18 protein-coding genes are annotated in these 23,089 nt (G+C 51.8%); 15 read left to right on the forward strand and 3 right to left on the reverse strand.

The features are described 5' to 3' along the window. Positions 1-4: 4 nt before the first annotated feature. Entirely contained in the window at positions 5-457 is a 453-nt protein-coding gene (locus HND56_09105; GenBank protein QKK05836.1) for a hypothetical protein, read from the reverse strand. A gap of 168 nt (positions 458-625) precedes the next feature. After that, positions 626-1,258: an ankyrin repeat domain-containing protein gene (locus HND56_09110; GenBank protein QKK05837.1), complete on the reverse strand. Its 633-nt coding sequence runs from the start codon at positions 1,256-1,258 to the stop codon at positions 626-628. A gap of 186 nt (positions 1,259-1,444) precedes the next feature. On the opposite strand from HND56_09110, the gene HND56_09115 reads away from it, so the two are divergent. Together HND56_09115 and HND56_09120 are read left to right on the forward strand one after the other, a co-directional pair. Further along, positions 1,445-2,098 (forward strand): tetratricopeptide repeat protein, encoded by a 654-nt coding sequence (locus HND56_09115; GenBank protein ID QKK05838.1) that lies wholly within the window; start codon positions 1,445-1,447, stop codon positions 2,096-2,098. Between the two features lie 36 nt (positions 2,099-2,134). Next, the gene (locus tag HND56_09120) at positions 2,135-3,478 is read left to right on the forward strand and encodes a PQQ-binding-like beta-propeller repeat protein (GenBank protein QKK05839.1); all 1,344 of its coding nucleotides are present in this window, start codon (positions 2,135-2,137) and stop codon (positions 3,476-3,478) included. A 55-nt stretch (positions 3,479-3,533) separates the two neighbouring features. Here the strand turns inward: HND56_09120 and HND56_09125 are convergent, their stop codons facing one another. Continuing rightward, the gene (locus HND56_09125) at positions 3,534-4,733 is read right to left on the reverse strand and encodes a hypothetical protein (GenBank protein ID QKK05840.1); all 1,200 of its coding nucleotides are present in this window, start codon (positions 4,731-4,733) and stop codon (positions 3,534-3,536) included. 431 nt (positions 4,734-5,164) lie between these two features. On the opposite strand from HND56_09125, the gene HND56_09130 reads away from it, so the two are divergent. The 13 genes from HND56_09130 to HND56_09190 all read left to right on the forward strand — a co-directional run bounded on the left by HND56_09130 (position 5,165) and on the right by HND56_09190 (position 23,079). Then, positions 5,165-7,267, forward strand: coding sequence for an EAL domain-containing protein (locus HND56_09130; protein QKK05841.1), 2,103 nt, complete (start codon positions 5,165-5,167; stop codon positions 7,265-7,267). A 235-nt stretch (positions 7,268-7,502) separates the two neighbouring features. Further along, positions 7,503-9,434 carry a Flp pilus assembly complex ATPase component TadA gene (tadA, locus tag HND56_09135; protein ID QKK06610.1) on the forward strand — a complete coding sequence of 644 codons (1,932 nt, stop codon included), beginning with the start codon at positions 7,503-7,505 and terminating at the stop codon, positions 9,432-9,434. A gap of 133 nt (positions 9,435-9,567) precedes the next feature. Beyond that, positions 9,568-10,785 carry a type II secretion system F family protein gene (locus HND56_09140; GenBank protein QKK05842.1) on the forward strand — a complete coding sequence of 406 codons (1,218 nt, stop codon included), beginning with the start codon at positions 9,568-9,570 and terminating at the stop codon, positions 10,783-10,785. Positions 10,786-10,804: 19 nt separating this feature from the next. Beyond that, a complete protein-coding gene (locus HND56_09145) occupies positions 10,805-12,466 on the forward strand; it encodes a hypothetical protein (protein QKK05843.1) in 1,662 nt (553 codons plus the stop codon). After that, positions 12,463-13,137, forward strand: a complete 675-nt coding sequence (locus tag HND56_09150; protein ID QKK05844.1) for a hypothetical protein — start codon at positions 12,463-12,465, stop codon at positions 13,135-13,137. The genes HND56_09145 and HND56_09150 overlap by 4 nt, the downstream gene beginning before the upstream one ends. A gap of 99 nt (positions 13,138-13,236) precedes the next feature. Continuing rightward, positions 13,237-13,764 carry a hypothetical protein gene (locus HND56_09155; GenBank protein QKK05845.1) on the forward strand — a complete coding sequence of 176 codons (528 nt, stop codon included), beginning with the start codon at positions 13,237-13,239 and terminating at the stop codon, positions 13,762-13,764. Positions 13,765-13,817: 53 nt separating this feature from the next. Then, positions 13,818-14,537: an ABC transporter ATP-binding protein gene (locus tag HND56_09160; protein ID QKK06611.1), complete on the forward strand. Its 720-nt coding sequence runs from the start codon at positions 13,818-13,820 to the stop codon at positions 14,535-14,537. A gap of 34 nt (positions 14,538-14,571) precedes the next feature. Beyond that, positions 14,572-17,001, forward strand: a complete 2,430-nt coding sequence (locus HND56_09165; protein ID QKK05846.1) for a hypothetical protein — start codon at positions 14,572-14,574, stop codon at positions 16,999-17,001. A gap of 50 nt (positions 17,002-17,051) precedes the next feature. After that, on the forward strand, positions 17,052-17,894 hold the full coding sequence (locus HND56_09170) for a prepilin peptidase (GenBank protein QKK05847.1): 843 nt from the start codon (positions 17,052-17,054) through the stop codon (positions 17,892-17,894). A 74-nt stretch (positions 17,895-17,968) separates the two neighbouring features. Then, entirely contained in the window at positions 17,969-19,126 is a 1,158-nt protein-coding gene (locus HND56_09175) for a type IV pilus twitching motility protein PilT (GenBank protein QKK06612.1), read from the forward strand. A 32-nt stretch (positions 19,127-19,158) separates the two neighbouring features. Then, entirely contained in the window at positions 19,159-20,265 is a 1,107-nt protein-coding gene (locus HND56_09180) for a PilT/PilU family type 4a pilus ATPase (GenBank protein ID QKK06613.1), read from the forward strand. 139 nt (positions 20,266-20,404) lie between these two features. Further along, the gene (locus HND56_09185; GenBank protein ID QKK05848.1) at positions 20,405-22,207 is read left to right on the forward strand and encodes a type II and III secretion system family protein; all 1,803 of its coding nucleotides are present in this window, start codon (positions 20,405-20,407) and stop codon (positions 22,205-22,207) included. A 35-nt stretch (positions 22,208-22,242) separates the two neighbouring features. Beyond that, a complete protein-coding gene (locus tag HND56_09190) occupies positions 22,243-23,079 on the forward strand; it encodes a hypothetical protein (GenBank protein QKK05849.1) in 837 nt (278 codons plus the stop codon). The last annotated feature ends 10 nt before the right edge of the window (positions 23,080-23,089 follow it).

Here is a 23,089-nt window from a genome sequence, read left to right on the forward strand (position 1 = left end):
GAATCTAATAGGATGCGCGTGCCTGCAGAACTTTCAAAAGCAGGTCATGCACTTTCAGATGTTCATGATCATGCAGCATCTTCTCCGTAACCGCCAGTAGCCGCGTCTGCACCTTTTCCGCGTCAAAAGCGCCGCTTGGCCGGATGGCTTCGCCATTATCGAACATGCTGTAAAGCGTCTGGATATAGGCATTGGCAAGACGCGGTTGATAGCCTTCCAGAAAGGGGCCCTGTCCCTGATCAATGCCGATGGAAATCAGGATGCTGATATTCTGCGTTTTCCCCTCGCGGCTGATGACGGGCAAAAGAATCGGGCTCATATCCACATATTCCAGTGCGCCGTCCTTTTTTTCAGCCTCCGGTTTTTCCGGCGTTGAGGCTACGGCCTGTTGCGGCGGCACAGCCAGCGCCATGCCGCAAAATAACACGCCAATCCACATGTAACGGAGAAACCGCATCAATTCTTTTTCCCTCATCTGCCTGACCGCTTCTGCTGCGGCAGTTTTTTATCTTCTTCCCTTTAGTCTACAGGGAAGAGGTTTACACTTGGTTTAAGCAGGCCGTAAAAATACATACGGCGCTTCTGCGAAGCGCCGTATCTGTTCTCTCCCCCCGAAAGAAACTTTTTAGAAATCAATGCGAATGCGCGGAAAGCGGCGTTTGCGTTCGGCACGGGCATCTTCGGTGAACAGGGCGATATCATCATCCTTCACCACTTCGGCAGTCAGTTTTTCCGGCATTGTGAAGACATGTGCCTCCGCGCCGTTTTTCGCCAGCAATTTGGAAATCACTTTATAACGCGTATGTTCCATATCGCGTTTTTTCACCGCGCGGGTCTGTTTTTCCTCCGGCGAAGACATGGTTTTTTCATCATCAAGCTTGATGTATTTTTCCAGCGCACGATCCAGCGGCGTGCAGCCGTCAAGGTCGCGCTCGCTCAGTTTTGCGCCGTTATCCATCAGCACTTTCATCGCGTCAATATTGCCGTGAATGACCGCCACATGCAGCGGGGTCGAGCCTTCGGCAAATTCCGGACGCGTTCCCAGCGGGTTGGTCAGCGAATAGGCCGATTCAGAGACGCGCTGGAACTGGAAATCAATATCCGCACCTTTTTCAATCAGCGTGCGCATCTCGGAGCCTTTACCTTTTTGCGCCGCCTGGAAAATTTTGGTCAGACCCTGTTTATCAACAGTGTTCACATCTTTTTCCTCCGGCAGATATCTGCGGATATTCCAGATGCTCGGTTTCTTCTCTGCCATGGGTCGTACCTCCAAAAATGTCACATAATGAATATTTCGTAAAAAAGCTGCTTGCGGCAATATATAAAAATCGCTCCGGCTTGTAAATGGTCTAAAGACTTTATATTTCTCTTGACCGCACCGCCTGTTTTTGCTGTCTTGGGTGCAGACTTTAAAAAACACAATATGTTGAAGGGCGGCTAAAAAATGGCTGATATTCTGGACGAAGCGCAGCAGGATCTGAAACAGGAAAAACTGGAACTGCTCTGGCAGGAAAACAGGAATTTCATTATCGGCAGCATTATCTTTGCCATCTTACTGACGGCGAGCCTGTCTTATTGGCGCAACTGGGACTATCAGCAGAAGATGGATGCCACCACGGGCTATTACCATGCCTTTAAAAGCAATGATGTCGATACGATTCTGAATTATGCCGATTCCGCGAAGGGCGACCACGCCGCGCTGGCGCATTTATCTGCAGCCGGTGTTCTGTTCAAAAAGGGACGCAATGACGACGCCGTCAACCAATTACGCGCCGTGCAGGCCGAAAGCGGCGCGGATAAAATGTATCGCGACCTTGCCGCCATAATGGAGGCATCGCATCTTTTGAACAGTGCCGATCCCGCCGCGCTGGAAAAGAAACTGCTGCCGCTGAGCAGCGGCAGCGCATGGAGCCTGACCGCACAGGAGTTCCTGGCCGTATTGGCGGCACGGCAAAAAGATTTCGACAAAGCCGTGCAGATTTTTGACAATCTGCTGCAAAAACCGGACCTGCCGCAAGATATGCGCAGCCGCATCGAAAAACTCGGAGCCCTTTACGCCATCAAAAAGGCGGAAAAAAACGCCTCTCTGCAAAACTAGATCGGATACGGCATGACATCTTTCCGGATGAAATATTTGCGTCATTTTCTTTTTGTACTGTTGCTGACGGCAGTTATGCTGCCCGCCGCCGGCTGCAGCCGCATCAATAAAATCTTTGATGACGGTGACGACCCGCCGCTGCCGGGGGATCGTCTTTCCGTTCTGCAATATCAGGAAGAACTTGAACTTGATCCGGTTCTGGCCGCAACGCAGATGGAGCTGCCGGAAAGTTGGCGCAACAGCTTTTGGCCGCAAGCCGGGGGTTATCCCAGCCATGCGATGGGGCATCTGACGCTCGACACGCCGCTGGTACAAAAATGGTCCGTCTCTGCGGGCAAAACCGGCAAACGCAATAAACCGGTGCTGACGCAACCCGTTATTGCGGATGGCCGCGTTTTCACGATTGATGCGGGTGCCCGCGTCTCCGCCTTTAATGCCGCAAACGGCAAAAAGCTGTGGAACCGCAAAATCGTTCCGAAGAATGAAGAGAATATCGGCACGGCAGGCGGCGGCCTCGCCTTTTCTGACGGGCATCTTTATGTCACGGCAGGATACCGCCAGATTTTATCCCTAAAGCCGGACACCGGCGAAACAATCTGGAAACAAGAGACGACGTCTCCGACGCGGTCTTCACCTGCGGTGGCAGACGGCCGCGTTTTTGTTATTACGCTGGACAATCAGGTGCAGGCCTTCGCCGCGGAAGACGGCAAATTCCTGTGGAATTACACCGGCGTGGTTGAAACCACCAACCTGCTCGGTTCCTCAAGCCCTGCCGTTGACCGCAACACGATTGTTGCCGCACTGTCTTCGGGCGAAGTACTGGCGCTTAGAACCGAAAACGGACAGGTTTTATGGCAGGATAACCTTGCCTCGCTGAAACGCTATGGCGCTTTGCCCGGCATTTCCGATATCCGCGGCATGCCGGTCATGGATCGCGGCATTATATATGTCATCGGTGCCAGCGGGCGCATGCTGGCACTGGACGAAAATACCGGACGGCGCGTCTGGCAGAAAGAAATCGGCGGAACGGAAACGCCGTGGTCGGCAGGTGATACTGTTTTCACCCTGACATCCGACCAGCAGCTGGTCGCACTAAGCCGTCACAGCGGGCAGATCCATTGGGTCACCCGTCTGCAGACCCTGCTGAATGAAAAGGATCAGACCCCTGCCGTCTGGACAGGGCCTGTTCTGGCCGGAGAGCGTTTAATCCTTGCGGGGAATACGGGACATGTTCTGCTGGTGAACCCCTATACGGGTGAGCTGACCGGCAGGCTGAAAGTGAAAGGCGGCACGATTGTACCGCCGGTGGTTGCTGATGGCATGCTTTATATATTGTCGCGGGATGCTCGGCTTTATGCCTTTGGCCTGTCGGAGAAGTAACGCCGCCTGTTGCCATGCGCGCTGTCTATTCCGCCATCATTCTTTATCAAGGTGATTACTTTTTAAAGCCGCCGCCTTTATGGTCGGGCTTGCGCTGTTGCGGTGCTTTTTTCGGCTGATTGCCATTCGCCGCGCGGGGCTGATATTTCCCGTCAAAGGGGTGACCGCCTGTCAGATCTTCGAGCAGGTCGCGGCGGCGGATAAACAAAGGCTTTCCAACAGATTTTCCTGTCATGTCCTCGACCTTCCGCAGCTGCGAACGCAACGGACCGAAGACCGGACGCTGTAAGGCGCCTGTCAACTGGCGTTCGCATTCCGCCATACCCTCGGGGTCGCGCTCTCTGTTCTGTTCAATGCGCTCTTCAACACTGTCCAGAATATCCAGCAATTCCTGCACCAGCGGCTTTATGCGGCGGTCAAAGACACGCTGCGCATCCTCGCCGGCATTAAACTTGCCGGAGACGCCGTTTTTTTGTCCTTTGCCGGATTTCTTTTTCCGCGCCTCTTCATATTCCTGAAAAATGCGGGCTTCCGACGTCAATTGTCCGGCCATAACACCGATCTGATAGATTTCATTCGAAATGCGGCGCTGATGTTTCCAGACATGTTTCTTCTGTTCTGCGGCATCTTCCGGCACATACATATAACATTCGGCCTCGGTTCGTCCGCGGGTAACCATCATCATGGCCCAGCTGGTATCGCCGGGTTTTAAATTCGGCAGCTCCTGCACCTCGTTAATGGCGTTTTTGATACCGTCATGAATACTGGACGGCAGCAGGATCAAATTCGAGAAATGATTGACCTTATAGGTTTTGCGGTGGCCGTTATGGATGCTTTCATCCAGCTCCTGATCATGTCCCCAGTCGCCGCTTCCGGAGCGTTCGATAATGTGATCGACGGTCATGTTATAAACGGCGCGGTCTTCATCGGCGGGATCAAGCCCGTTTTTCATCCGCTTGATACCGTGGTCGCAAATGCCGAGTTTTTTCAGATCCGCCGGGAACTTATCCGCCAGAAACATCAGGAAACGCGGACGGACATAGTCGGAATATTCGCGTTCCGTCTTTTTATTCTGTTCCTTGGAAATACGGGTATAGATCAACTCGCTCAATGTAAATTGCGGCGGAATGTTTTCCAGCGCCTCTTCGAATTTTTTGAGCTTTTCTTTCTGGCTGTCGATGCTTTTCTGAAGTTTTTCGATCGCCTGCTGATCGCTTGTACGGGCGAGTTCTTTCTCTTTTTGGGAAATCATCATGCCGAAACGGCCACGGATATTTTGCAAGAAGAATGCGCGGGATGGCGACGACGATAAACCTTTCGCAGAACCGGATGCCTGCTCACTTAAACCACGGGCCGTATCTGCGGAAACGTTGTGTTTCATCTTCTCCCGGTCTTGATAAAAGCTGTACTTGCCATATGCTAACGGAAGGGCGGCTGTTTTGCAAATATTATTTCACTTTTCTGTCATTTTCGGCATTATTTCATCACATTTTTACCGTTTTAAAAAAATTATACTGTTTTTTAAGACCGTTTCTGTAGAATACAATCTATTGGGGTGAGAAACTATCTCTTACCCTCTTCTTGAGGGGGACTATTTTGGAAGAGCAGATAGAAGAAAAGCCGACAGGCAAGTCGCTTAAAAAAAAGGCTTTTTCTGGACGGACCGGCGAGTTTAAGATTTCGCCCATGCAGCTGTGGTTCAGCCGAATCGGCTGGAAGATCAGTATGCGCGCCTTTTTTACGCTGATTATCATCCAGACCCTTGCCCTTGCCGTCACCCTGCCGAATTTCCAAAACGAATATATTGACCACCTGAAAGAAAACGGCAAAATCGCCTTGATTTCCTCTATGGATCACATGGCGGTGAAACGTGACGTCTCTGTTTTGCCGATTAGCGATAAATCCGCCGATGCCTTGCTGACCCGCACACTGATCATCGGCTTGTCTATTTATGATCTGGAATATAATCATCTCGGCGCCTATGGCAATCTGCTGAAGATGTCTGACGAGACCATTAAAAAAGCCGCAGAAACCGGCATAAATCAAGTCTCTCTGAGCCGCAAAAAAGATTTCCTCAATGTCGTCTATGCGCCGCTGGATCTGGGCCGCCCCTATACGATTGTCGTTCACATGGATTCTTCAAATCTGGCTAGTGCGCTGAAAAGCTATATCATCAGCAGCGCCGTCATCATGCTGATCCTGTCCAGTTTGGTCACCATCGTTCTGATGCTGTCCATCGGCCGTTGGCTGTTGGAGCCCGTCATCCTGCTGCGCAACAACCTGATCGATGCCGCCAAACATCCCGAAACACCGAATATCATGCAGCCGCGGGCGGAAAGCAGTGATGAGGTCGGGGTGGCGCTGAAAATCGCCAATGACCTGATCCGCCAGAATGCGACAAACCTGCTGCGTCTGCGTTCGCAGGCGGAAGACCGCATTCACAAACTGGCTTATTTCGACCGCCTGACCAATCTGCCCAACCGCAGTATGTTCATGGAAAAAATGGATGAATACATCAAAAACATGGTCATCAAAGAGGACAAAAAACTGGTTGTGATGGCGATTGACCTTGATAACTTTAAAGACGTCAATGATACGCTGGGGCATGAAGTCGGTGATAAGGTTCTGGAAGCCGTTGCCCAGCGCTTTGTCCACAATATGCCGGAAAATGCCGTTATCTCCCGCGCCAGCGCCGATGAATTCAATATTCTGGTGCCGATGACGGATAAACAGCGTCCGCAGGATTTTGTCGAAAAAGTCTTTGCCGCGCTGGAAGAACCGATCACCATTTATCAGGAAAGCTTTAAAATCGGCGGTTCCATCGGTGTTTCCAACAGCCCCGGTGACGGTATCGACGGGGCCAAATTGTTGAAAAACGCGGATATCGCCTTGAACCGTTCCAAAGAAGACGGCCGTAATACGGCGCGTTACTATTCCGAGGAGTTCGACAAAGCCGTCCAGAAACGCTTCCAGATGCTGCGGGATCTGCGTGTGGCACTGGATGAAGATCAGTTCCAGTTACATTACCAGCCGCAATTCGACCTGCATACCGGCAAGATGATCGGTACGGAGGCGCTGCTGCGCTGGTGGAAACCGGATAAAAGCAAAGATGGCGGCCATTTTATTTCGCCTGCCGACTTTATTCCCGTGGCCGAACAATCGGGCCTGATCGTCCCGATCGGCGAATGGGTGCTGCGCACGGCCTGTCAAACGGCGACAGAGTGGCTGAAAGAGGGCTTCCCGCCGATCCGCATGGCCGTCAATATCTCCGGCGTGCAGTTCCACCGCAGTAATCTGGTGCGTATCGTCTCTGATGTTTTGCAGGAAACCGGTATTGACCCGAAATTCCTGGAACTGGAAGTCACGGAAAGCATCTTTATGGATGAAATCGAAACAACCATTGCCACGCTGAACAAGCTGCACCAGCTGGGGATCGAGCTGGCGATTGATGATTTCGGAACCGGCTATTCATCCCTTAGTTATCTGCGTCAATTCCCGATTGACCGTCTGAAAATTGACCAGTCCTTCATTCGCAACGCCCTGTCCAACCCCGATGATATGTCGATCACCAAAACCATCATCAGTCTGGGACACAGTTTGAGCCTGAATGTCATCGCCGAAGGCGTTGAAACCAACGAACATGAAGCCTTCCTGAAACAGGAAGGTTGTGATGAAGTTCAAGGCTTTAAATACAGTAAACCGATTGCCAGCGCCGAATTAATGCAGTTCATGCGTACCTATGCGGATGATTTGCAGCCGCCCGGCAAATTAGCCTCCGTCAAGTCCTAAAGCCCGTTTCAGGGGCTAAATATGCGAAAAACCGTTAAATAATTCGTTTTTAACCATAAAACCTACTTTTGTTAACGAATTTGTCATTTTTATATGTAACTCTTATAAGGGGAACAAAGGTCAATAATAATAACCCGCTAACCAATGAAATAAAAAAATGATAGGAATGAGCAACAATATGACATCGGACACGGATAAACGGAATGAGGAAAACTCGTCCGATTTATCCTTTGACATGAATCCGAGTATTTTGCCTGCCGCCGAAGAAAACAAAGGCGACACTGCGCCCGCTCATCCGCCGCCGAACGGGAATGGAACGCCGAACGGAAACGGAAATGACTCCCCCGGCGGCAATGCCGATAGTGACACGGGCGGATTATCTTTGGAACTTGAAACGGATAGCGGCGATGATGACGCCGCCCCGGTCTCCTCCGATGCGCCGCCCGCAGCAGATGCGCCCGCGGAAGCGGGAAAACGCCTGCCGATCGGTGAGAGGCTGATTGTTGCCGGGCTGATTGATAAAGAACAGCTGAACGTCGCCCTTTACGAGAAACAAAACCACCCCGACAAAATGCTTGGGGAAATTATCGTTGATCTCGGCTTTATTACCCCGAATGACCTGTCGGCGATATTGGCGGAGGATGCGGGTTTTGAGAACTTTAACCCGAAAAACGTTCTTTATGACTCTGAAATTCTGGATATGGTCTCCAAAAAAGACGCCCAGAAATTCCAGATGCTGCCGATTTCCATCGACAAAGAGAAAAACGAAGCCACCGTCGCGATGGTTGACCCCTATGACGTTGTCGCAATGGATAAGCTGCGCCGTCTGTTGCCGAAAGGCTGCATTATCAAGCAGCAAATCTGCCCGCAAGGGGTTCTGACGGAGGCGCTTGATGCGGCCTACGGCTACGCCACATCGGTGGAAGGTATTCTGAAAGAGCTGGCCGGTGAAGATGTCAGCAATATCGAGCTGGATGATATTAGCGAAGATGCCGGATATAGCCACCCGATCGTCCGCCTTGTCAACGCGCTGGTGATGAACGGTGTGAAAATCGGCGCCTCGGATTTGCACTTTAACCCCGAGGAAAGCTTTGTCCGTATCCGTTACCGGATTGATGGTGTTTTGCGGTCAACCTATATTATTCACAAAGAATACTGGACCGCGATTGCCCAGCGCCTGAAAATTATGGCCAGCATGAATATCGCCGATAAGATGATGCCTCAGGACGGTCGTTTCAGTATTGAGGCGGCGGGACGCGAGGCTGATTTCCGCGTGTCCTCTCTTCCGACGGTGAATGGGGAAAACTTCGTTCTGCGTGTTCTGGATAAAAGCTCGGGGATTGTGCCGCTGGCGAAGCTGGGCTTTAGCGATCACAATATGAAACTGATTAAAAAAGCCCAATCACGCCCTGAAGGCATCATTATCGTCACCGGCCCGACGGGTAGCGGTAAAACCACCTCGCTTTATTCCATGCTGAATGAAGCCAACCGCGTTGACGTCAATATTATGACCCTTGAGGATCCGGTGGAGTATTCCCTGCCGATGATCCGTCAGGCCAATGTCCGCGAGGGGTCGGGACTGACCTTTGGTGACGGTGTCAAAGCCCTGCTGCGTCAGGATCCGGATATCATCTTCGTTGGTGAGGTACGTGACCAGACGACTGCGGAACAGGCGCTGAAAGCCGCCATGACCGGTCACCAGGTTTACACCTCGCTGCACACCAATGATAGTTTTGGCGCCATCCCGCGTCTGCTGGATTTGAAATTGAAACCGGGGATGCTGGCCGGTGCCATTATCGCCTGTTTTGCCCAGCGTCTGGTACGGCTGTTATGTGCGAATTGCAAACAGGAAAAAACAGCCACGGAAGAGGAATGCCGCCTGCTGGGCGTTGACGCCTCCAATCCGCCCCAGATTTTCGAGGCCAAAGGCTGCCCGCATTGTGACAATACCGGCTATAGCGGCCGGACGGCTGTGGTGGAAATTTTGTTCATGGACGAGGATCTGAACGATCTGGTCGCGGAAAATGCACATAAAGCGCAATTAAAAGCAAAAGCCAAAGAAAAGGGCTTCAAAAGCATGCTGGATGACGGCATTCTCAAAATTCTCGAAGGCAAGACATCCCTTGAAGCTCTGATGAAAGTTGTCGATTTCACAGACAGGATTTAAACCTGCCGCAATATTATGGCTTGTGCTTTTCGGCATGTGATGCCACTCTAAAAGAGTACGTAAATAATGTGCATCGTGCTTTTCCATGATGACGTTTTTTAGGTATGTTTCCGGTGGAGGATGTTGAAAGTAAATGTCTGTAAAATTCAGTTACCGCGCACTTAACACAAAAGGCCACCCCGTCCGGGGTGTGATTTCCGCTGCGAATGAGAATGATCTTGCGCAGCAGCTGGAAAAGCGCGGTTATGAGCTGATTGACTGCAAAGAAGTCAGCGAGAAAAAAGGGAAACTGAGCGCCGCACTGACCCGCGGCGTTAAAACCCGTGATCTGATCCAGCTTTTTGTCCATCTTGAGCAGTTGCAGCGTGCCGGCGTACCGCTGATGGACGGGCTGGCCGATATCCGTGACACAACGGAATCGGCAAAGTTGCGCGATATTATGATGGATATTTACCGTGATGTGTCGGAGGGGCAGTCCCTCTCCGCCGCCATGGCCGTGCACCCGCGCGAATTCGGACAGATTTTTATCTCGCTGATTGCCGCCGGTGAAGAGACCGGTAACCTGACCAACTCCTTCAAACAGCTTGTCCATCACCTGAAATGGACGGATGAAATGAATACGAAGGTAACAAAAGCCACACGTTACCCGAAAATCGTGATTGTCGTGATTTCACTGGTCGTATGGCTGATGATGGCCAAGGTTATTCCGCAGATTACCGAGTTTCTTTTAAGTCTGGATCAGGAAATTCCGCCGATTACCAAGGCGCTGATTGCCACATCGGATTTTTTCGTCAATTATTCCTTGCACACGCTGGGGGTTATGATTGCTTTCTACATGTTCATGAAAGTGATGCGCAGTACCTCTTACGGTTTCCGGCGCGCGACTGATTCCTTTGCCTTGCGCCTGCCGATGTTCGGTATGCTGATCCGCAAAATCAGTCTGTCGCGTTTTGCCCAGACTTTCGGCGTCCTCTTTAATAGCGGTCTGGAAGTTCTGAAATGCCTGAAATCCGCCGAGCAGACCGTCGGAAATCTGGTTCTGCTGGAAGCGCTGGAAGATGTGCGGGAACAGGTGCAGCAAGGAACGCCGCTATCGGATGCGATGGAAACATCGGGGGAATTCCCGTCAATGGTGGTGCGTATGCTGAAAATCGGCGAGGAATCCGGTAGTTTGACAACCGTTTTGAATCAGGTCGTGGAATTTTATAACAATGATGTCAACGATGCCGTTGATGCAATGATTCAAGCAATCGAACCTGCGTTGACAGCCGTACTTGGCTTGATTATCGTATGGATTCTGGCGGCCGTTTTCGGACCTGTTTACGATACGGCCACCACAATGGGAATGTAGGAAAGGACTTACCAAACGCATGGCGAGAAAGCTTCGCGTACTTGTACTGGGTGATGAGGGAATCGCGCTGTTCTTAACGAACGGCACGAAGATCGAACGCGAGTGCTCGCTACCCTGGGCTGTTCCAAATCTTGAGCAAGAGCTCGTGGAAGTTCTGCAAAACAAGAAAAACATCAATACGCCCGTCTTTATTCTTTATGATGCGCTGGAACAGCAATACCGCAAGGAAGATATTGTCCGCACCAATATTCTGGACCAGAAAAAACTGGTGAAACGCAAACTGAGCAGTCTGTTCCCGAATGTTCTGGCCTATTCCTTCGTGCATTTGAAGCCGCCCAAAAAGGCCAAAGTCAAAAGCAAACATAATTCCTATCTGATTGCCGCCCTGCCCTCGACGGAGCATATGCGCCGCCTTGAGGGTATTTTGAAGGAATCACGCGTCGATATTGCAGGTCTGGCCTTCCTGCCTGTTGAATCCTCGCATTTTGCCGGAGCTTTCATTGATAAGCTGACAAAAAAATCGAGCAAGAAAAAAGACAAAGATGCGCCGACCTCGCGCTGGACGCTGATGATCAGTCACCATGAAACGGGCGGTCTCAGGCAGATTTTCACCAAAGACGGAACGCTGGCTCTGACGCGTCTGACGCCGCTGGCCGATAACTCACCCGAAAACCCGAACTGGGTGGAGGAGCTGTATCACGAATTTACCGGTACGATGGGCTATATCTCGCGTTTCGGCTTCTCGACGGCGGACGGGCTGGATATCGTCATCATTTGCAACGAGAACAATAAAAAAGAGCTGCAAGGCCGCGACTTCAAAGGCGCGAATTTACATCTTTATACCGTGGACGAAGCTGCAAAAGTCTTTGGTTTTTCCATTTCCAGCAAACGGAAAAACCCGAATGACCAATATGCGGATTTGTTGCATGCAGGTTGGCTGGCCCGCCAGCGCCGGCTGAAAATGCCGTTCAAAATCGGCTGGATCGAAAAAATCGCCGTACCGCGTCAGGTTGCAAAATCAGCCTCCGGCGTTTTGGCGCTCGGGATGCTGGCACTCTCTTATCTGGCTTTTACAACCTGGCAGCAATATACGGATTTCCAGCAGGATATCGCCGACCGCGAGGGTAATAAGCGTATTTTGGAACAGGAATACGAGCAGGAAGCCAAGATCTTTGATGTGCTGCCTGTCCGTCCGAAAACCGTGCGCACCACACTGGAGATGAAAGACAAAATTGAGGATAGTACGCTTTATTCCTATTCCGTTTTAGAAAAAGTGAATGGCGTCATCAAGGACCGGGCTACATTGCTGAGCCTGACCTATGACGACAAAAGAACGCCAGATGAAGAAATTGTCGATAAAAAGCCGCAAGCCAGAACCGGACTTGCCGGATTGCGCAGCGATAATGAAAACCACTTCTCTGTTTTTGTCCGCTTCCGTTTGCCGGATAAAATGCCGATCGAAGAAAAAATCAAAACCGTTGATGCGGTCAAACTGTCTTTTGAACGCAGCTTTCCCGGTATGAAGGCCGAAGTCACAAAACAATACGGCAGCACTGCCGATCAGATGACTGACGGCGCTTTAAGCGGCAATTTTCAGGACAATGAAAAGAAAAACAAGCAGCAGAACATGCGCCCTGAAGAAAATTACGCTGAAATTATGCTGAAAGGTGCGCGCATATGATGGACACCCTCCGCATTATCGGTCCCAGATTGCTGGCAACACTTGGTGTGCTGGTGGCCTTTAACCTCGCCTTATTTGCAACATGGTTTCTGTGGGCCACGCCAATGCGGACCGATGCGGAAAGAAACCTGCGCAAGCTTGACGGCGAAATCAAAAAATTGCGCAGCTCTATCGTGAATATCAAAGACGAAATGATCTATTACAATGACAATATAGATAAATTTAATGCTTTGAAGGACAAGGGCTTCATTCTGTCCGGAGAGGAAGACAACACCCAGGCGCAGGTCTTTGACTTCATCTCGGCACAGCGCACGGCAAACCGCATTATCAATATGCAGTATGAAATTACGGAACCGACCACCATTAAAAGCCGTGAAATTGAATTAACCAAGCATATGCTGCAAAAGCGCCAGATTACGCTGTCCAATATTGCCGCCTTTTTTGATACGGATATCTTCCGTATGATACACCAGTTAAATACGCAGGCTGCCGGACATACGCGCATTACCTCGGTTTCTTTGGTCAGACCCAACCCCGACAATTTCGAGAAATCTTTGGAACGTATTGCGCTTGGCACGCAAGAGGGGTTAATAACGGCAACGATCCTGCTGGACTGGTATAATATGGCACCATTGCCTGAGGAGAATTTGCCGACAACACCGCGCCGCTGAACAAATGGCACGGAAACATTTTGGAAGAATTGCCGCGCGGAGCAAAAACCTCTATCTTAAAAAAGAAGTGTTTCGCGCATAACAGTATCTTAGGGATATATGAAAGAATATTTTGTACGGATTTTGTGTTTTGCCTGCCTCTGCGCATTTTTGATGGTGCCGCAGCAGGCTGTTTTTGCGCAAAATTCCGCCGCAGACGTTATCGGCGCCGTCAACGGCACGGCGGACACGCCGCAGAACGGAGCGGAACCCGCGCCCATAGATCCGAAAGCCGCACCTTACGGCAAAAGCCTGTTTTTTACGGATGAAGAAATTTCCGCTATTCAGCGTTCCTTGCTTGGCATCAGCCCGACAGGTGACACGCAATCCAACAAACCGAAAAAACCGCGTATTCTGAAATTATCCGGCGTTCTTTACAAATCGCCTGAGGATTGGGTCGTCTGGCTGAACGGCCAGCGCGTCACGCCGAAAAACATCCTGCCCGAGATTATCAATATCGAGGTTGAACCGACCAAAATCCATCTGAAATGGTTTGATTACGGCTTTAACGATGTTATTTTTATCACATTGCGCCCGAACCAGTTTTACGATATCGAGACGGGGCTTTTGCTACCCGGAAAAGGATAAGCATGGCAACGAAAACTTCAAAAAAAACCGCAAAAAAAGCAGCCGCCATTTCCATGAAAGATGTCGCCGCCGATTACGGTAACGGCAATGTCGTGGAACATGTGAGTTTTAATGTTCATACCGGAGAAACCTTCGGCATGATGGGACTGAACGGCGTCGGGAAAACCACCCTGATTAAAATCATGCTGGGATTGATGCCGGCCAGTGCGGGGGAAACAAAGATTTTCAACACCCAGATCCTTGACCGTAAAAGCAAGGAAAAGCTGGCCTATCTTCCCGAAAAATTTGAACCGCCCGCTTTTCTGACGGGGATGGAATTTATCAAATTTTCCCTGTCCATGTATAAAACCCCGTTTCATGAACTGACGGTGCTTGAGGCTGCCGAAAGACTGGCGCTCGACCCCGATGCGCTGTTCCGCCGTGTACACACCTATTCAAAAGGTATGAAGCAAAAAACCGGCCTGCTTGGCACAATCCTGACCGACTGTCCGCTGCTGATACTGGATGAGCCGATGTCGGGTCTTGACCCTTTGGCGCGCGTATTGGTGAAAGACGAAATCGTCGCTTGCCGTGAAAAAGGCATGACGATTTTTCTGAGTTCGCACATCCTGGCTGATATGGATGAGATATGCGATCGCGTCACGATTGTCCATGACGGCGGTTTGCAATTCCTTGGAACTCCCAAAGAGCTGAAGAAGGAAACCAAGGAAGACTATTTAGAACGTGCCTTTTTGAAAAAAATCGGTACAGTAGATAAGAAAAAGGCTGCTTGAAGAACGACCTCTAATCCTTACTGGGAAGATAAAAATGACCGACGAGACAAAACAGGAAAATCCGGAAATCACAGCACCCGAACAGGCTGGCGCCGAAACCGCACCGCCTGCAGCGGATGATGGGGCATCTTCTCTGTCGGATGGCGGCCTGACACTGGATGACAGCGAGCCTGAAATTCCGCAACCGACGGAAGCGCCAACGGAAAAGCCTGCGGATGATATCCCTGAAACCAGCCTTTCCCTTGAAATGGATGAGCCGGAACCCGTTGCGCCCGCCCCTGCGGAAGAAGCGCCCGCACCGGTAGAGACTGCCGCGGAGGTGCCGGTCACAGAAGCTCCCGCAATAGAAGACAACGCTGCGGCACCTGTTTTTGACGATAACGGCGCAACGCAGGAAACGGCACCGCCGGCCGAAGAGCCGGTCATGACCTCCCCGATACAGGAAGAACCCTCTTTTGCTGAAAATCCGGCAATTGAGACGCCTGTTGCAGATGCTCCGGCGGAACCTGCCGCGATGACCGGTACGGAAATGCCGCCTCCGCCGCCTATTGCCGAAGCCCCGCAAGATGATTTCGGTGATGATGCGGGTGGCGCATTTGATGAATTCCCCGGCGATGATACTGCCGCATTCGGCGGTGGTGATGACGGATTTGGCGGCGATGATTTCGGTGATGATGACGGTTTCCCGTCAGAAGACGGCATGATGCCGCCGCCGGAAAAATCCGGTTCAAAAAAGAAAATCCTGATGGCCGGTGGCGCATTAGCGCTGGCCGCCATTGTCGGCGGCGGCTATTTCGTTCTATCTTCCGCAGGCGAGGTTACCCCGCCGCCCAAACGCGTGGCGAAAGTCGCTCCGCAGGACCCCGGCCCCGCACCCAAAAATGATTTTGCCGCTGCAAATACGGGCAGTGATAGCAGCAGCGGAAGTGATGTGATCGGCATGGCGGCACCGCCGCAACCGACCCCCTTGACCAACACTGACAATCTGGATACCGGTTTTGGTGAAAAGACAGAGCTGGCGGCAGTTGCCGTTGAGAAAACCAGTGCCGTCCCCCCGACAGATTCATGGACGATGAGCGATGAAGGCAGCACCGATGATATGCCCGGCGATCTCGCGGCTTTCGGTGATGCTTCTGCAGATGATGCCCTCACAGGAGATGCTTTGGCAGACGGTGCCGAAGATACGGCAATAACTGCACAAACAGCGGATACCGGAACGGCATCCGATTACGACCCGTCGCGGGAAACCGTGACTGTGACTGGCCTTGATGACGGCGCATTGCCGCCGCCGCCCGTTGATACGGAAGCCGATGCCGCACCGCTGGACTTCACCGGAACCGGGGACGATGCTGCGGCAGAAGCAAGCACGGAGACAACGGACGCAGAAAAAACATCTGCTGAAAGCGATATTGTTGCGGACACGGCTACGGATGATCCGCTGACAGCATTGGAAGCAGAGGATTCGCTGGCCGGAGAAAACGGTTTTACGGATTCCCCGCCTGTCGCCATTTCCGATCTGGAACCGCCCGGCATGATGGGTACGCAAACAAGCACAAGCACCGTAGAAACGCCGCAAATCGAGACAGCCACAATCAAGAAGGCTGTTGATCCGCTGGCGGAACCTGCCGTTAAAGCCGCTATTGCGCCGAAAGCGCATGATCCGTTAACTCCGGCGCCCGCCCCCGGTGAGCCGCCGCCGATTTTGTCCAGCACCACGCAGGTCAAAGACATGATGCCGCCGACAAAGCCGGAATTAACTCCTGCGGAACAGGCGCGTATCGAACAGGCACGCATGGCGATGTCGCAGGGACAGCTTGAAGGTGATGCGATTGAAGAACATAAAAAGACTCTGCGTGAAGTGCCGGCGAAGGAGGCCATGATCCGCCCGCTGCCGAAATCCTATCTGATCATGAAACGCGCCGACGGTAAAGCCGGTCAAGCAATCGAGGCACCGCAGCCGCAAGCAGGGACGTCTTTGGCAAATATTTCCAGCAAGCCGGATTTAATGGGACAGGCCGTCGCCGAACAACGTGCGGGGAATACCGCTGCCGCATTGCAGACATATGAGAAAATCCTCAGCGACAACCCGTCGGATCTGAATGCGCTGACAAACATGCTGGGTATTCTGCGCAAGCAGCATAGTACGCTGGCACTGGAAAAGCTGACCGAACTGCACAGCCTGTACCCCCGCCATCCGGGTGTTGCCGCGCAGCTGGCCGTCACCTATGCCGATAAGAAAAGCTATCGGGAGGCGCTGCATTATTTCGATATTGCGGCTTCTTTGGATACGCCGAACGCCTATTACCCGTTCAGCAAAGGAGTTATCCTTGACCGAATGGGGCGCAGAGGCGAGGCAAACAGCTATTATCAGGAAGCGCTCACGATGCTGGAACAGGGCAAAACAGGCCGCCAGCAGGTTCCGCTGAACGCCCTGCGCAGACGTCTCGGCATTCCCGCCTATTAAGGGCTGATATGTGCCTGACCAATAGCTCTTCGCGAAAAGGATGATCATCCGTGCCGTCCCTTCCGATATCTTCGGCTTTGCCGCCATTTCCCTTCTGGCTTGTCACCGGCGGTGTTTTTGTGCTGGGGCTGTTTCTGGGCAGTTTTGTCAGCGCCTTGTCATGGCGGATGCCGCGCGGCTATTCCATTTTAACGATTGAAGGCAGTCAACGCTCCATCTGTCCGCATTGCCGGACACCGCTGGGGGCAAAAGACCTTGTGCCGCTGTTTTCTTATCTTTTTTCCGGCGGCAAATGCCGTCACTGCCACAAAAAGATTAGTCGGCGCTACCCGCTCATCGAACTGATTACGGCCGTGTTTTGCACGGTTATTTTTGCCTTTACCGCATTTGCGCAGGCATCATTGCCCGGCTTTATCATTATGATGATGCTGGCGCTTGTCCTCTCGGCCATGTTTGCGATTGATCTGGAACATAAAATTATCCCGGACAGACTGAATATCGCCGTCGCCGTTTTGGGGATTGCCGCTCTTGTGCTGCCCTCTATAACGGCAGAGACGCCTTTGGCAACACTGGGGGATACACTGGTGACCGCCACTGTGGCCGCTGCCGTTTACGGCGTTCTTCCCATCGCAATTCGCTATATTTTTCTGCTGGTCATGAAAAAGGACGGGCTTGGTTTCGGCGATATAAAATTTTTTGCGGCAGCAGGTTTATGGCTCGGTCTGCCTGCCCTGCCGCTTTTTTTAATAATGTCCGGATTTGGCGGCGTTCTGCTTGGTCTTTTCTGGAAAAAAGCAACGGGAGAAGACGCATTTCCCTTCGGTCCGGCATTGATTATCGCTTTTACGGTCTGTTTATGCCTGCCGGAGAAAATTCTTTCTGCGTTTTTATAGTTTCTTAACCTCCTACTGCGTAATCTAGTAGGAGACGTTTCTGCCGAATGACAAAAAAAGGGGGGCATATAACGGTGGACATTACGGAACTTTTGGCTTTTACGCTTAAAAACGGCGCATCTGACCTTCATTTAAGCGGTACCAACTCACCCATCGTCCGCGTTGACGGGGAGCTGAGACGAATCAAGGCCGACCCGCTGACACATGACATGATTCAGGCCATGCTCTATTCCATCATGACGGAGGAGCAGCGCTCGGAATACGAACGCGATCTGGAAATCGATTTCGCCATTTCCTTTGGCGAAAGCGCCCGTTTCCGTGTCAACGCCTTTACCAACAGACACGGCTCTGCTGCCGTTTTTCGTATCATTCCGCATGAAATGCCGACGCTGGAGGAATTGAACCTGCCGCCGATTATCCGCAGTCTTTCCCGCCTTGAAAAAGGCATCGTGCTGGTCACGGGGCCGACAGGTAGCGGTAAATCAACAACACTGGCCGCCATGATTAACTATATCAACCGCCGTATGTCCAAACATATTCTGACGGTTGAGGATCCGGTGGAGTTTTTTCACTCCTCCATCAAATGTCTGGTGAACCACCGTGAGGTCGGCACCGATACCAAATCCTTTGCCCGGGCGCTGAAAAGTGCCCTGCGTGAGGATCCCGACGTTATTCTGGTTGGTGAGATGCGTGACCATGAGACCATCGCCCTTGCCCTGACCGCAGCTGAAACGGGTCACCTTGTTTTCGGAACCCTGCACTCCAACTCTTGTGCCAAAACCATTGACCGTATCATCGACGTGTTTCCCGCAGCGGAAAAAGCGATGGTACGCGCGATGCTGGCCAGTTCCATTCAAGGCGTTGTGGCACAGACACTACTGCGAAAAGCCGGCGGCGGCCGTTGTGCCGCACAGGAAATTATGGTGGGGACAAACGCCGTCCGTAACCTGATCCGCGAAAACCAGTTGGCGCAGATTTATTCCATGATTCAAACCGGTGCCCGTTACGGCATGCAGACCATGGAAGATGCTGTGACAGATCTTCTTGAAGGCGGTATGATCACGCCGGAAACGGCCAAGGAAGCTCTGGCGGAAGCCGGCGGCGAAGTCAGCGACTTTGACGATGAGGATGAAGCACCGCTGCCGGGCGGCGGCGCACCTGCCGGGCAAGCCCCTGCTCCCGGAGCACCTCCCGCAGGTGCGGAAGGTGATGAGGGAGGATATTCGTTTTGAGCGGCATTGTTATTTACAGCTATCTCGAAGAAATGGTCGAAAACAAGGCCAGCGATCTGTATATCACGGTCGGACTGCCGCCGACGATGCGTATCGAAAACGAGCTAAAAGCGCTTGATTCAAACCCGCTGGCTCCCGATACCGTGCAGGATATGCTGTCCAAGGTTTTAACCAGCCGCCAGCGCCGCGAATATGAAAGCACGATGGAGCTGAACCTTGCCCTTGATATGGGCGATAGCGGCCGTTTCCGTGTCAATGTCCTGCGCCAGAAACAGTTCCCTGCTATGGTGATCCGGCGTATCACATCACAGATCCCCAGTTTCGAAGAACTGCATCTGCCTGATATTTTTCGGACGCTCGCGCTGAAAAAACGCGGATTGATCCTGATTTCCGGTGTTACCTCATCGGGTAAGTCGACCTCGCTTGCCTCGATGGTTGATTACCGCAATCAGAATATGGGCGGCCATATCATCACCATTGAAGATCCGATTGAATATGCGCATGACCATAAAAAAAGCATTATCACCCAGCGCGAAGTCGGGATTGACACCCAATCCTATCAGGTTGCGCTGAAAAACGCACTGCGGCAAAAACCCGATGCTATTCTGGTCGGCGAGATCCGTGATGCGGAGGTTATGGAGATGGCTTTGAACGCTGCGGAAACCGGGCATCTGTGCCTGTCCACCATTCACACTAATAACGCCATTCAGGCCATTGAACGCATGATCAGCCTTTTCCCCGAAGAGAGGCATAATCAGGTGCGGATCGCTCTCTCCATGAATTTGAGCGCAATTGTCGGCCAGCGTCTTGTGAACAACAAATACGGCGGTCTGACCCCCGCCCTTGAGATTTTGCTGAATGAAGCCCTGATTAAGGATCATATTCTCAAAGGCGAAACCAGTAAAATCCGCGAAGTGATGGCCAATAACACCACATCGGGCATGATGCTGTTCGATGACTGCCTGTTCAAACTGTTCCGCGAAGATTTCATCGACGAGAATACGGCTATTGCGGAATGCGACATCCCCAGCGACATGAAGATGCGTATCCAGCAATACCGCATGTCAGGTGTCGTCAATGAAGGCGGAGAAAAATCAGGAGCCTTTGATCAGGTTGACACCTCCAAACTCTCTCTTTAAATGCCGCTTTTACAGACAGTGCGGTTCCGCGACAAAATATACCGCCGGGAAAAGTGTTTTTCCCCTTCTCATGCCAGTTAAAAACCGCTAGAATTTTGCAAAGCGAGTTTATTTGCAAAAGAACAGGTTAATACACGCCATGAAAAACGACCGCCTTTCCATTTTATCCGTTATTGCACTCTGTTGCGCCCTGATGTTCCTGACCAGTTGCGAAATGGCCAAGAACAGTATGCAGTTTGACCGCAGCGCCAACAAAGAGCAGCAGGATTACCGCCGCGCCCTTGCACCGCGCCCCCTGCCGAAAGAAGAAATGGCCGAGGATAATCTGCCGCTTGAATCCTATATCGCCACAGATGCTGTCGAAAAAACCGTTTTTCCGCTGGTTTCCGTTTCCGTCAACCAGACGGTTTCACTCCGCGATCTGCTGTTTGAACTCTCCGAACAGGCCGGTGTCGATCTGGAAATGGATCCGCAGATTCGCGGCACGTTGATTTTCACCGTACGCAACCGTCCTTTTGATGAAGTGATCGAACGTATTACGGCGATGGCCGGTCTGCGCTATACGCTGGATCATAACCTGTTGCGCGTCGAGCTTGACCGCCCTTACGTCAAGAATTATGAGCTGAATTATCTGAATGTCATCCGCAAGGTCAAAAGCAGTATTGACCTTGATGCCTCCGTTATTTCCGAGGATGAGGCAACTGTCGGTTCATCTTCCAGTATCGAGAGTGATCTGGAAACAGATTTCTGGACCAGTCTGGATGCAAATTTATCGCAAATCCTGACCTCCTCGGAGAACCCGATCACGCTGGCAACACTGGCGGATCCTGCCGCCCAGCCCCGCGCCACCCCGCAGGCCGAAAGTGTCAGCATCACAGATATGTCACAATTGCCGCCGCCCATTCTTGATGTCCGTGCGCCGCCGACTGCAAGTGACCCGGCTTTACCGAACCCGGCATCTTCTTATTCCGTGAACCGTCAGGCCGGCATTATCACCGTCTTTACGACACAACGTCAGCACAAGCTGGTTGAAAAATATCTGGTGGATTTGAAGAAAAGCGCCACAACGCAAGTCTTGATCGAGGCGAAAATTCTGGAAGTCACACTGAATGACGAATTCAACACCGGTATTAACTGGGACGCCTTTTTCCGCCATGACCTCACAGGCCTGATTGATTTCGGTGCCAATTTCCCGCGCCCGGGTCTGTCGTCACAGCCTGCCGATGCCTTTAATATCGGTGTCAGACTGGGAAGCGATATTGCCGTTCTCGTTGATGCCATGAACCAGTTCGGTACGGTTCGCGCGCTTTCCAGCCCGCGCCTGACGGTCTTAAACAATCAAAGCGCCATTTTGAACGTCATTGAAAATGAAGTCTTCTTCGAGTTTGATTTTACGCGTGAAACCGACCCGAATACCGGTGCCGTGACAACAGATGTCAGCACGGAAATCCGCGCCGTTCCGATCGGTATCATGATGAATGTCAATCCGTCCGTTAATTTCAAAACCGGCGAGATTACGATGATGCTGCGTCCAACGGCTGTCGCAAAATCCGGCCCCGGCGTTGTTGACCCCAGTATCCGTATTGCGCTGGCCGGTGCAGATGCCGCGACAATTCAAGCATTGGGCAATATTCCGGACAATTTGATTCCCGAATTATCAGTGCAGGAAGTCGATTCCGTTATCAAACTGCAATCCGGCGAAGTTGTCGTAATGGGCGGTTTGATGACCGATAAAAATGCCGTCACACGTACCGGCGTCCCGGTTCTCGGAAATATGCCGGTTGTCGGAAAGCTGTTTAGTTCCCAATCCGATCAGATCGAGAAAAACGAGCTGGTCATCTTTATCCGTGCCACCATTTTACCGGGCAGCGACAGCATCCACGACTATGATAAAGAGCTGTATAAAGAGTTCGGTCAGGACAGACGCCCTCTCAAAATGTAAAGACTGTGCAATAACGGAAGAGAGACAAAGAAGACATGTCCATTCTATCCCTTCCTTTGGTTCGCTACGTCCTCACGGCGGCATTGCGTGACAAGATCGTTATTACAATTTTTCTGATGATCGCCGTCGGTGCCGGTACCGCCAGTTTTCTTGGCGCGGCCAGTGTTGCCGAGCAGCAGGAGCTGGCCGTTGTTTTCGGGGCGGGCGGATTGCGCTTTCTAGGGGCTCTGGGCACCATTCTCTTTTGCTGTTTCCACATCCGCCGCAGTTTCGAACATAAAGAAGTTGAATTTTTGCTGTCGCGCCCGATTTCCCGTATCGGTTTCCTCATCAGCCACGCTGCGGCCTTTATGGTGATCGGAACCGCCATCGCGACTGTCATCAGTATTGCCGTCTTTCTGATAGGTGACGCGAATGTCGGCGGGTTGTTCCTTTGGGGCAGCAGTCTTGCCGTCGAATACATCATTATTGCGACCACGGCACTGTTCTTTTCCATGGTTATTTCCAGTGCCGCCGGTTCCGCCATGGCCTGTCTGGGCGTATATGTTCTGGCGCGACTTGTCGGTATGCTGCTGGGCATCACCTATGTGATGGATAATCCGCTGATGGTCTTTTTGGGATATATTATGGAGATGATCTCCATCATTATCCCCCGCCTTGACCTGATGGCGCAAACCAGCTGGCTGGTTTACGGCGTTGAGGGAATCGACAGCATCGAGTTTATGGGACAAGGCAGCGATATGAGCACTCCCTGGACCGTCTGGCTGTTTGAACATTTGCGCATCGGCGGTTTTATCTTTGTACAGGGGCTGTTTTTTACGGCGCTTTTATTAGGAGCGGCTGTTCTGGATTTGCTCAAAAAACAATTTTAGGGGCAAGCTT

Source organism: Pseudomonadota bacterium (assembly GCA_013285465.1).
In the GTDB taxonomy this organism is placed as follows: domain Bacteria; phylum Pseudomonadota; class Alphaproteobacteria; order Micavibrionales; family CSBR16-224; genus CSBR16-224.